The following is a 12,145-nucleotide window of genomic DNA, read 5'->3' on the forward strand; positions in this document are numbered from 1 at the left end:
TGTATCTTAGTTTAGGTAAGCATTTTATAAATAAGGTTTCTTATGCATACAACGACAAGCCATACTCCAGAAAGTAAAAAAAGAAGTGGCGAGCATATTCTTATCAACATGACATATATCGCTAAAAATGTCGATTTGGACTCTGGAATTGAGCTGACTCGTGCACTTGAGTACTGGCGCAGATATTTTGAAGAAAACGATATCGTTTCAGCGTTAGTCATTAGTGAAGGCTACTTCGTTCAAAGTTTTCAAGGAACAAGGCCTGCTATCAATACTGCCTTAGAAAAAATACTTGACGAGCACTCAGCCATTTTTCCTAATATTGTCAATATAGAGGAAATAGAATCGCGTCAATGGAATGGGTTTTTAGTCAAACATCTTACGTCAAGCGCTGAAGATGAAGAGTATGCCCTAAAAAGCTTTTCAGCAGGTTCTGACTATAATCCCTATCTAATGACAAGTACTCAGATTGAAAGCTTTTTAAAAGCAATATTTGAGGAAAAATAGTCCAGCGAATTTTAGACGGGTATAGTCGATCCAATTTAAAAAGAATACAGTGATTCTGGGATAAATTTGGCGAAGCCTCTGGAGTGCGAAGCGCACAGCAAGCGAGGAAAATACATCCCAGTAGAACGCTATTTTGAACGTACCTCTTTTATATTGAACTGACTATATTCTCAGTTCGCACCTGATTTTGAGATATTAGGTCATGACTACAATTATCTCAATATGCTACTTGATACCCTGAAAATTCAAATTGATAAGCTGGTGAAAAGGGTGGTGCAAGACAAAGCGCTTGTCGAGCAATTACACGATGAGCTAGTAAAAATGACGGATTTACTGTAGCAGTATCTGACTAATGAAGAGGATTTAGTCATTTCAATTTTGGAGTTACGGCAGAGTTGATAGTTTGACTTAGTTACTTATAGGATTTTTTCTATACGCTTTTTAAGAGGCTATTACTTCAATCGGTGCGTGGAACGCACCCTACGAAAAATTAAATGCTATATATTATCTCTTATACCTCAATGGAAAGTAGTCTCCAACTTTATCAGGATGATTAATTTCTAAAAATAATTTAAACGTACTATCTATATCTTCCATTAAGGCTTTGCTTTCCATAGGTTTATAAGTATTCGTGATCAACTCAGTTTGAATCCATAATCCACCTCCTTGCCACATATGTTCCCTAATGTGAGGATCATAATCAATGCCTATATAGAGTTTAACAAACTCAATGACAATATCGTCTTTAAAAAAACTCGTACAGAGTTTAAAGTCCATTTGTTTTGATAAGAAATCAAAGCAATCTATTTTTTTATTTCTTACTCGTTCTATATCAGTAATAAAGAGTGCATAAGTTTCTAGCTCATCTGAGAGTAGCTTTCTTGAATAAGCCCACTCAATCAAGTAAAAAAAATAGATCGCATAATACTCTACTTCGATACCAGAAATATCTGAGTTTATTTCAAAGTCATCGAGTTCAAAAATTTTGCTCATAAAGCTATCCTAAGACAATTAGCAGACGTAGCCTGACTTTCTAAAATCCAAAAACTACCCAACCTCAACACTGGTCACATTCTGAAAGCCTCTTGGTAGCTGGCCACCACGATTACCACGTACACCCGTATAGTTAGCCAAGTCATTCGGCTTGAGTGTCACATGGCGTTTGCCAGCAGTAATAATAAGGCTGTCTTGCTGATTCAGTGGCGTGATAGTAAGCACCTCTTCGCCATCTTTTAACTTGATAAGTTTGTTGCCTTTGCCGCGAGCTTGCTCAGGCAGATCATCGAGGCCAAATATCAGTAAATATCCTGCATTGGTTGCGACGGCGATATGGTCAGGTGCTACGCGTGTATTGCTATTCTCACCATCAGCATTGGCAGTCGTTTCTGCTGGTGCATCAATACGTGCAACAGGAAGCAATCGGCTATCAGTGGCTAGGTTAATGACATTTTTCCCTGCCTTTTGATTGCTATCTAGATTACCGACGGTATTGATAAAACCATAACCTGCAGAGCTGGCAAGAATGATGCGTTGTTCGTCAGCACCCGTTAATAGCTGCTCAAAGCTGGCACCGGCTGGTGGCTTTAATACGCTAGTCAACGGGTCGCCTTGACCACGCGCCGAAGCAAGGCTATGCGCATCGATACTGTAGCTGCGTCCAGTGCTGTCGAGTACGTAGATTCTTTCATTAGATTTACCACGGACGTGCGCTTGATAGCTATCACCTGAACGGTAACTCATGCCAGCGGCATCGACGTCATGACCCTTAGCAGCACGAATCCAGCCTGCTTTTGATAGGATGGCGGTGACAGGCTCGCTCGGTACAAGGTCAGATTCTTTTAATGCTTGCGCTTCTTCGCGCTCTGCCAGTGGTGATACGCGCTCATTGCCATGTTCTTTCATATCGGCTGTCAGCTCGTCAATCATCAGATTGGTCAGACTGTCTGGATTGTCCAGATACTCTTGAATGATCGCACGTTCGGCAGCCAGCTCATCTTGCTCGCGGCGTAGCTCAATCTCTTCTAGTTTAGCGAGCTGACGCAGACGAATATCCAAGATGGCATTGGCTTGGATGTCAGTCAGGTCATAATCTTGCATTAACGATAATTTTGGATCGTCCTCTTCGCGAATGATGCGAATGACTTCATCAATATTAAGATAAGCAATCAGCAAACCTGCGAGGATATGTAAGCGCTTGTCGATTTTATCGAGGCGATATTGTAAGCGACGGGTGACCACTGAGCGGCGACAGACTAGCCATTCTTCTAGGATTTCTTTTAGGTTTTTGACCTGTGGTTTACCATTTAAGCCAATCATATTCATGTTGACGCGATAATTGCTTTCTAGATCCGTACTGGCAAACAAATGGCTCATGACGCGATCGACATCGACCCGTGTTGATTTTAGCTCAAGCACGATACGGCAGGCATTTTCGTGATCTGACTCATCATGAATATCAGTAATCCACGGCAGCTTTTTGTCGGTCATGAGCTTAGCGATTTGCTCTTGGATTTTGTTGCCTGAAACTTGGTAGGGTAGCGCATTGATGATGACGAGGTTTTTCTCTTTAGGATCAACATGGAACGTCGCACGCATTTTATAGCTGCCACGACCAGTCTCGTACATCGCTTGCAAGTCTTTTTTACTGGTAATGATTTCAGCTGGCGTTGGCAAATCTGGCGCTGGTATCGACTGGGTAAGCTGCTTAACTGACAGTTCTGGGTTTTTTAATAGACGAATCGCTGCGCGTACCACTTCATTCAGGTTATGCGGTGGGATATCCGTCGCCATACCGACCGCGATACCTGTTGTACCGTTCAATAGTATGTTAGGTAGGCGGGCAGGTAGGGTTGTTGGCTCTTGCATCGTGCCATCGAAGTTATCTTGCCAATCGACTGTGCCTTGACCTAACTCTGCGAGCAAAGTATTGGCATAAGCAGACATTTTGGCTTCGGTATAACGCATCGCCGCAAATGATTTTGGATCATCTGGGCTACCCCAGTTACCTTGACCCGTGATGAGCGGATAGCGATAGCTGAACGGCTGCGCCATCAGTACCATCGCTTCATAACAAGCACTATCACCATGCGGGTGATATTTACCCAACACATCACCGACCGTACGTGCAGATTTTTTAGCCTTGGCAGTCGATTTTAGGCCTAACTCGCTCATCGCATAGACGATGCGGCGCTGTACTGGCTTTAGGCCATCAGCGATGTTTGGCAGCGCCCGATCCATGATGACGTACATGGCATAGTTGAGATAGGCCTGCTCAGTGAACTCTGCGACTGAGCGAGTATCCATCGGCTCATTGGGAATAATTGGGGCGATCGTATGATCAATAACATCAGACATAAAATAGGATTCACTTATCAGTTTTAATAGGTATAGATAATTGGTGCAAGCGTACAAATAGGATAGTGCTATCGTAAAGGAAATTGGCAGAATTAAAAAGGCATAAGTCAGAATAGACGACAGGTCGTGACGCGCTTATATTTTTCTTTTATAGAGCCTTCTTATGATGTTCTGATACATAGCTTTTATGGATTAAGTTGAGTATAGTAAATCTAATATTTGTTTTTTATATTATTAATAAGTGTTCCAATATTTGAGCGCGTTTATCTTATGTCATTCATCTATCATTCATTTATCATTGGCGTAATGTGTCGATACGAACACGCTGCCATTGACCTATTTGCAATAAGGAATATCTGCCATGTCATCTGACCATTTGTCAAAAATGCTTACACCTGCCGTTATTGAAAACAGAACCAAACCCATAGGCAAAAATTTCACTAAAAATGCACTGTTAATTAGTGTTGTAGCCAGTCTAGGATTGACAGCCTGTAGTCCCTCACAAATAAGTAAGTCTGTGCCAGCCGAGACAAGCAGTACCGTGGAACAAGATGCAGCGGTGATGTCAGAATCTGTCATGGCGTCACCCATTGCCATAAACTTGGCCAGCGGACAACAGATGATGATACGTTCTGCACCCCAGACAAGTGTCATACGTCCGTCACCGAGCATCATAGTCACACCAGAGACGAAAGACAACTATCAAAAAAACGAGGCGAATCCTGTACATCGAACTACGGACATGGCGATATCGACCTTATCTATCGATACGGATACAGGCAGCTACGCCAATGTGCGCCGCTACTTAAATGAAGGACAGTTGCCACCCGTCGATGCTGTACGAGTAGAGGAGATGATCAACTATTTTAACTATCAATTTGATGATGGCAAACGCCTTGGCAACGCACCATTTGTTGTATCAACTGAAGTGGTTGATTCGCCGTGGGATAGAGCAGATCAAGGCAATAAAATCGTCAAGGTTGGCATCAAAGCCGTTGATAGTAGCTGGTCACAGAAAACTGATAAACAGTCTATGCCACCTGCCAATCTCGTATTCTTAGTAGATGTCTCAGGCTCTATGTCGTCGCGCGATAAGCTACCATTGGCACAGTCGTCGCTTAAACTATTGACGGAACAAATGCGCGCTCAAGATAGCATCAGTATCGTCACGTATTCGGGCAGTACCAGCGTGGCATTGCCTGCGACCAGTGGTGACCAAAAAGCGAAAATACTGGCTGCGATTGAAAGCTTAAGCGCGGCAGGCTCAACCAATGGAGAAGATGCACTCAAACTGGCTTACAGACAAGCTGAGCAGGCGTTAAAAAAGAACGGCATCAATCGAATTATGATGTTAACGGATGGCGATTTTAATGTCGGTATCAGTGATGTCGATGAGATGTTGGATTTGGTCAAAGACAATCGCGATCGTGGTATCTCTTTGTCTACGGTTGGCTTTGGGCGTGGTAATCTCAATGACCACATGATGGAGCAGATGGCAGACAATGGTAATGGTAACTATAGTTATATCGACAGCTTAACTGAGGCTAAGAAAGTCTTTGGTGATGAGTTAGCAGCGACATTTAACACCGTCGCTAAAGACGTAAAAGTCCAAGTTGAGTTTAATCCTGATGTGGTGAGTGAGTGGCGTTTGATCGGTTATGAAAATCGCGTACTGGCTGAAGAAGACTTCAATAATGACAAAATTGATGCAGGGGAGCTCGGGGCAGGCAAGGCAGTTATCGCCTTGTTTGAAGTGACACCAAAAGGTCAAAAAGGGTTATATAGCGATCGCCGTTATGCTAATAGCAATGCCAGTATTAGTTCGAATAACAAACAAAACTCTAATGAACTTGGCTATCTAAAAATCCGTTATAAAGCGCCTACAGGCGGTAGCTCTAAACTGATTAGTCAACCGATTAACAACACCAGTCATGCTTTGGATAAAGCCAATATTGACACCCAGTTTGTCGTGGCGGTAGCGGGCTTTGGTCAACGTTTAACCCAAAGTGAATATATTAATAATTGGCAATACAGTGATAGCACAAAGCTTGCAAAAAACAGTATCGCAGATAAACCAAGCAGTGACACAGATGGCACGCGCCGTAACTTTGTGACGTTGACCGAGCTTGGTAGTGCGCTTGACGGCAAGCGCTAATGCAACGCATATCAGACGATAGCAACTGATATAAATGGATAATTGTTTAGTAGTGAAAACTGGTGGATATGGCTATTATTTTATAGATAGGCTATTGATATAAATAGTAATATACTACGTCAAGGTGCTTTACGAACTCAGGTAGCAATCTTTTGTATTGAGTAGTTTGTACAAAGTGTGTATGTTAAAGAACAAAGGGCTATTTGCTGCTACATTGTTTACTCATCACCATACGTCGACGTCGTCAGCCTTGCCACCCTGAAGAGGGTTTGCTTGCGCTCCGATGTTTCGTATGTTTATCACTCTGTGATTGGTATGGGTGGACGATAACGCATTATTATTACTAGGAGAGATAAGATTATGGAAAATCAAGGTAACCTCATTCGTCGTAATGACAAGGTATGGGTCAAAACTTACGAAAAACTTGGTATTCAGTACAATATTGACATGCCAGCTGCTAACACCTCTTTAATTGACGTACTTGAGCAGAACTTCATCAATCACGCAGGCAAAACTGCGTTCGTATGTATGGATGTTAAGCTCTCTTACGAAGATTTAGACTGCTATAGCAAACAAATTGCTGCCTATCTACAGTCACTTGGGCTAAAAAAAGGCGATAAAGTTGCGGTCATGATGCCAAACATTTTGCAGTTACCCGTTTCTGTATTGGGTGTACTTCGCGCTGGCATGACCTTGGTCAACGTTAATCCGCTTTATACCACCAAGGAGCTTGAGCATCAGTTAGAAGATTCTGATACCAAAGCTTTGATTCTTTTAGAGAACTTTGCCAAAACCTATGAAGATATTGGCAAGGACTTGGTTGATCATGTGGTCGTGGCGTCCATGGGTGATTTGATGAGCCCATTAAAGGGTCTGATCGTTAATACCGTTGTGCGTCATGTCAAAAAAATGGTGCCTGATTATCATATTAGAGGCAGCGTTAAGTTCAAAAAAGCACTACATCGCTTCCCAGCCAAAAGCTATAAACGCCCTAACAATATCGGTCTCGACGACGTCGCGGTACTTCAGTACACGGGTGGTACTACGGGCGTGGCAAAAGGTGCGATGCTGACCCATGGTAACTTGGTGGCCAACCTGATTCAAAGCGATACGTATCTAGGTGATGCTTTTGATAAGTTTGATGGTAGTAATGAGCAGCCAGTCATTATGACCGCTCTGCCGCTATATCATATTTTCTCATTTACCGTATGTGGTATGTTTGGTCTATACCGTGGTTGTATCGGTCTACTCGTGCCAAACCCACGCGATGGTGCCAGCTTGATCAAAGCTTACAAAGACTATCCACCAGCATTTTTCCCTGCGGTTAATACCCTGTTTAATGCCCTGGCCAACAGCGAAGTTTTCCAAGCGCTAGATCATAGCAAGCTTGAGATGTCTATGGGCGGCGGCATGGCAGTATTGAAAGACACGGCCGAAAAATGGCAGAAGATTACTGGTAATGTAATTGTACAAGGCTATGGTTTGTCAGAGACTTCTCCTGTTGCCTCAGCAAATCCGCATGGTACAGGGGAGTTCTCCGGTAACATTGGTTTGCCAATGCCTATGACTGATATGGCCATCTTGGATGAAGAAGGCAATGAAGTGGCCCTTGGTGAGCGTGGCGAGATTTGTGTTCGCGGCCCGCAGGTCATGAAAGGTTATTGGAAGCGTGAAGATGCGACGGCGGAAGTCATGACTTCAGACGGTTATTTCCGTACTGGTGATATCGGTGTGATGGATGAAGAAGGTTACTTTAAAATTGTCGATCGCAAAAAAGATATGATCTTGGTGTCTGGCTTTAACGTCTATCCAAACGAAGTTGAAGACGCCATGTCAACGCATCCAAAGATTTTGGAGTGTGGTGTTATCGGTATTGATGATGAGAAGAGCGGTGAAGTACCGAAGATTTACGTGGTACGTAGTGACAACAGCCTGACAGCCGAAGAAGTCATCGCTTATGGTAAAGAAAACCTAACTGGTTACAAACGTCCTCGCCATGTTGAGTTTATTGATGAGCTACCAAAATCTAACGTCGGTAAAATCCTACGCAAAGATTTACGAGTGCTTGAAGAAAAAAACCACGGTTAGATAATCAATAGTTAATACTAGACAGTTTGTTATCAGCCGCCTTTTATTGGAGCTGATAACAACTATCGTGGTATAAAATTTCGTAATGACCAAAAATGATAAGGCCGGTTCTATACTGCCTTATCATTTTTGTTTGTTTCTATCAGCGTCAAATAGCTGGTTAATATCCCGATATTATTTGCGCTATTTTTCTTGTTTGACGGCAATTTATCTCATTTTTATCACCATTTTTAAATTGAAGACACGCCTTAGCAGAACTGCTATAGTGCCTGCCGATATATTTTCTTATTTAGCGATAGAATCGCATGAGTTTGGCGCTATAGAGCTGGCATGATTATCGTCGTAAAAACGTATTAGCGGCTTAACCTTTTTGCCTGATTTGTAGTAGGCTTAGTGATGAGTGTCAGGATTGTTCATTTATTGGAATACATAAACAATCCTGACGTTCAGGATATTTTCATCAGATTATTCTATCTTTTTAACGGTAATATTTAGGGGAAGTTATGACGGACAATATCAATAAAGAGACAACAAACGACAGCGCGGCTAAAGATGCTCAGTCAACAATTGAGACCAACACCTTTCCTACGATGCCGACGATAGCTAGTGACCGTCCTTGGCTGAATGCTTACGAGCGCTACAATATCGATGCGACTATCGATATGCCAGATGACAGTACCTCTTTACTTGAAGTGTTCGAACGCAACTTTAGCCGGTATGGACAAAAACCTGCCTATATCTGTATGGGCGCCTCTATTAGCTTTAAGCAATTAGACCTATACAGTCGCCAGATAGCCAGTTACTTACAGTCGTTAGGACTGGTCAAAGGCGACAAAGTAGGGGCGATGATGCCCAATATTTTGCAATATCCTATTGTGATGCTAGGCATCATTCGGGCAGGTATGGTGTTGGTCAATGTCAACCCGTTGTATACCAGCCGCGAATTGTCGCACCAGTTGCATGACAGTGGTGCCAAAGCATTGTTTATCGTCGAAAACTTTGCCAAGACTTACGAAGAGGCAGAAGACAAAGGTCAGGTCAAGCACGTCATTGTCTGTAAGCTCGGTGATATGCTCGGCACGGTGAAAGGAACCGTGGTCAACCTCGTCGCTCGCCATGTCAAAAAAATGATTCCGTCTTATAGTTTGCCAGAGAGCACCAGCTTTAAGCATGCGCTAAATGCGGTCTCAGCTAGCGAGTATAAGCGCCCTGACATGAATCTAAGCGATGTGGCGTTGTTACAATATACTGGTGGCACGACCGGTGTTGCTAAAGGCGCGATGTTGTCTCATGGCAACTTAATAGCCAATATGCTACAGATTAGTGCGCTCATGGACAGCGCTTTTGAAGATGATATCGAAGCTACTGATGTTCTTTTGACGGCGCTACCGCTATACCATGTGTTCTCATTTATGGTTTGTGGGATGTATAGCATGTACCAAGGTTGTGCTGGTTTACTTATTCCAAATCCACGTGATCTTGACGGCTTGATCAAAGAGATGGGTAAATACAAACCTGCTTTTATCCCTGCGGTAAATACCTTATTTAATGGCTTGGTACATAAAGACAGTTTTGCCGACCTAGATTTCTCTAACTTAAAAGCCTCGATTGGCGGTGGTATGTCGGTATTGCCAAGTGTGGCAAAAGAGTGGCATAAAATCACTGGTTTACCTATCGTCGAAGGTTATGGTTTGTCTGAGACATCCCCTGTGGTTGCTTTTAACCCGATGACCATCGCTGAATTCACGGGTAAAATTGGTATTCCGGCTTCTAGCACCGATGTGATACTGATTGATGATGATGAAAATGAAGTCGCCTTAGGCGATCGTGGTGAAATCTGTGTCAAAGGTCCTCAGGTGATGATTGGTTATCAAAATCGTCCAGAAGAAACCGCCGAGAGTTTTACTGTCAACGGTTACCTAAAAACGGGTGACATCGGTATCATGGACGAAAAAGGCTTTATAAAAATTGTTGATCGCAAAAAAGACATGATTTTGGTCTCTGGCTTTAACGTCTATCCAAACGAAATCGAAGAAGCCATGAGCGAGCATCCAGGTGTGGTAGAGTGTGGTGCCATTGGTATTCCGAACGATGATCGTGGCGAAGAACCAAAAATCTTTGTGGTCAAAAAAGGCGATGTGACTGAGCAAGAGCTGCTTGATTTTGGCAAAAAGCAGTTGACTGGTTACAAACGTCCGCGTCACGTGCAGTTCGTTGACGAATTACCAAAATCAAACGTGGGTAAAATCCTCCGTAAAGAATTGCGTAAGATGGAAGGTTTAGAATAAAGTAAGCGCCACATTTAATGGCAACAGCGGCGCAATAGCTTGAGTGAATCTTGCTATTGCGCCGTCGCCACGTTAGGATGTCGTAATATTTAGGTCTGCTAAGGCATCCAGTTATCCTTTATTTCGGAGTGTCAGTATGTTGGAATGCAAGAGTTTCGGAACTTGAGTGTTTCGCTAAATAAATACTGGCTATTACTCAAATAATGACAGACCCCTTATCTTATGACATTGCTTTTAAAACATCGTACTAGGAATTTTTATGCGTATTGACAATCGTGAGCTTGACCAACTTCGCTCGATCAGCTTTGAGCGCCATTATACTAAGCATGCTGAAGGGTCTGTATTAGTCAGCTTTGGCGATACCAAAGTACTCTGCACAGCCAGTGTTGAATCAGGCGTACCGCGTTGGCTCAAAGGTAAGGGTAAGGGCTGGATCACGGCAGAATACGGTATGTTGCCACGAGCGACCAATACCCGTAATCAACGCGAAGCGGCACGTGGTAAGCAGTCAGGTCGCACACAAGAAATTCAACGTCTCATCGGTCGTAGCTTGCGTGCCATGATTGACTTGAGCAAGCTGGGCGAAAACACCATTTATCTTGATTGTGATGTGTTGCAAGCAGATGGTGGTACTCGTACCGCTAGTGTGACTGGCGCAGCTATCGCGCTCATCGATGCGTTAGAAAGTATCCAAAAAACCAAAAAGCTGAAAGCAGACCCATTGATTGGCTTGGTCGCTGCGGTTTCTGTTGGTATGAAAGATGGCAAAGCGTATCTAGATTTGAACTACGAAGAAGACGCCAGCTGTGATACGGACTTGAATGTGGTGATGACTCAGAAAGGTGAGTTCATTGAACTACAAGGTACGGCAGAAGAAAAGCCATTCACCCGTGCGCAAGCAGACGATATGTTGGTACTGGCAGAAAAAGGCATTGCAGAGCTTATTGCGATGCAAAAAACAGCGTTAGGCTGGTAATTCACTGTTAATGTTTAAGATAATGAAATTTTTTTTTGATGCTATTGTTAATCTTCGATAGTTAAGTGTCTTTTGACAGATAGTTGTTTGCTAAAACACATGGTTGTCTTTTAAAAGATAATTGTCTCTCAAAAAACAGTGGTTCTGCAACAGGTAGTAACGCATGCTCAAGCTGACTGATGATGGTGCCAAAATCACTCTGCAGGCTCAACCGCAAACGGCTGATAATGGTCTGTTTTGGTTTGGGTCAGCATTGCTTATTGGTGCAGTTGCAGTGGCTATGGCCATGAGTCTACTCTCTGAGCGCTTGGCTATTGGTGCGCTTGCTTTGCTTATTATCGGTAGTTTTATTTTTAATAAGCAACGCCAACAACGCAAAAAGGCCATGAGTGGCGTTATTAATAACGGCATTTTATGGGTGCGAGCTGGCGAGCTGGTGCATGACAATAATGGTAAGCGTGAGCACATCCATTTGATCGATAGTGATGACGTCAAGCTTATCGGCGAACAGCTACAAATTTGCGATAGTGACAATGCACATAAGTATCATATTAGCGGCTTTGAGACTGTCCAAGAGGCAACCGCTGCTAAAGCTATCTTGCAAGGTCAAGCGCTGACAAAGCGCCATGTCAATATTAAGATGAGCAGCGATTAGCGTCTTTACTAGGGCGTGTCCTCATTTTAAAAATGAGGACACGCCCTAGCCTTATAATTGTGAGCTTATACTTTTCTAAAAATTTCTATCCCACTCCCGTATTATTCGTACTTACATTTTTA

Annotated in this window: 8 protein-coding genes; 6 read left to right on the forward strand and 2 right to left on the reverse strand. The window is 43.1% G+C overall.

Features of this window, described 5'->3' with window-relative positions:
* The first annotated feature begins 42 nt into the window (after positions 1–42).
* A complete protein-coding gene (locus tag ACTQ9T_RS00540) occupies positions 43–507 on the forward strand; it encodes a BLUF domain-containing protein (protein WP_440463752.1) in 465 nt (154 codons plus the stop codon).
* A 504-nt stretch (positions 508–1,011) separates the two neighbouring features.
* On the opposite strand, the gene ACTQ9T_RS00545 is transcribed toward ACTQ9T_RS00540, so the two are convergent.
* On the reverse strand, positions 1,012–1,500 hold the full coding sequence (locus ACTQ9T_RS00545) for a hypothetical protein (protein ID WP_439293048.1): 489 nt from the start codon (positions 1,498–1,500) through the stop codon (positions 1,012–1,014).
* A 54-nt stretch (positions 1,501–1,554) separates the two neighbouring features.
* Entirely contained in the window at positions 1,555–3,861 is a 2,307-nt protein-coding gene (gene parC / locus ACTQ9T_RS00550) for a DNA topoisomerase IV subunit A (RefSeq protein WP_440463753.1), read from the reverse strand.
* 361 nt (positions 3,862–4,222) lie between these two features.
* On the opposite strand from parC, the gene ACTQ9T_RS00555 reads away from it, so the two are divergent.
* The 5 genes from ACTQ9T_RS00555 to ACTQ9T_RS00575 all read left to right on the forward strand — a co-directional run bounded on the left by ACTQ9T_RS00555 (position 4,223) and on the right by ACTQ9T_RS00575 (position 12,023).
* Positions 4,223–6,016, forward strand: a complete 1,794-nt coding sequence (locus tag ACTQ9T_RS00555; protein WP_440463754.1) for a vWA domain-containing protein — start codon at positions 4,223–4,225, stop codon at positions 6,014–6,016.
* 360 nt (positions 6,017–6,376) lie between these two features.
* On the forward strand, positions 6,377–8,104 hold the full coding sequence (locus tag ACTQ9T_RS00560) for an AMP-binding protein (protein WP_189585723.1): 1,728 nt from the start codon (positions 6,377–6,379) through the stop codon (positions 8,102–8,104).
* Between the two features lie 503 nt (positions 8,105–8,607).
* Positions 8,608–10,392, forward strand: coding sequence for an AMP-binding protein (locus tag ACTQ9T_RS00565; RefSeq protein ID WP_201591874.1), 1,785 nt, complete (start codon positions 8,608–8,610; stop codon positions 10,390–10,392).
* Between the two features lie 259 nt (positions 10,393–10,651).
* Entirely contained in the window at positions 10,652–11,368 is a 717-nt protein-coding gene (gene rph, locus ACTQ9T_RS00570; protein ID WP_439293044.1) for a ribonuclease PH, read from the forward strand.
* Between the two features lie 163 nt (positions 11,369–11,531).
* Complete coding sequence (locus ACTQ9T_RS00575) at positions 11,532–12,023, forward strand: hypothetical protein (protein ID WP_440463755.1); 492 nt, start codon at positions 11,532–11,534, stop codon at positions 12,021–12,023.
* Positions 12,024–12,145: the final 122 nt, after the last annotated feature.

The sequence above is a fragment of the Psychrobacter sp. ASPA161_6 genome, assembly GCF_051970285.1.
GTDB classification, from domain to species: domain Bacteria; phylum Pseudomonadota; class Gammaproteobacteria; order Pseudomonadales; family Moraxellaceae; genus Psychrobacter; species Psychrobacter glaciei.

What these genes read in the sequence shown, in the direction of transcription:
- ACTQ9T_RS00540 (WP_440463752.1), top strand. Translation starts at nt 43, where the DNA reads ATGCATACAACGACAAGCCATACTCCAGAAAGTAAAAAAAGAAGTGGC.
- ACTQ9T_RS00545 (WP_439293048.1), bottom strand. Translation starts at nt 1,500, where the DNA reads ATGAGCAAAATTTTTGAACTCGATGACTTTGAAATAAACTCAGATATT.
- parC (WP_440463753.1), bottom strand. Translation starts at nt 3,861, where the DNA reads ATGTCTGATGTTATTGATCATACGATCGCCCCAATTATTCCCAATGAG.
- ACTQ9T_RS00555 (WP_440463754.1), top strand. Translation starts at nt 4,223, where the DNA reads ATGTCATCTGACCATTTGTCAAAAATGCTTACACCTGCCGTTATTGAA.
- ACTQ9T_RS00560 (WP_189585723.1), top strand. Translation starts at nt 6,377, where the DNA reads ATGGAAAATCAAGGTAACCTCATTCGTCGTAATGACAAGGTATGGGTC.
- ACTQ9T_RS00565 (WP_201591874.1), top strand. Translation starts at nt 8,608, where the DNA reads ATGACGGACAATATCAATAAAGAGACAACAAACGACAGCGCGGCTAAA.
- rph (WP_439293044.1), top strand. Translation starts at nt 10,652, where the DNA reads ATGCGTATTGACAATCGTGAGCTTGACCAACTTCGCTCGATCAGCTTT.
- ACTQ9T_RS00575 (WP_440463755.1), top strand. Translation starts at nt 11,532, where the DNA reads ATGCTCAAGCTGACTGATGATGGTGCCAAAATCACTCTGCAGGCTCAA.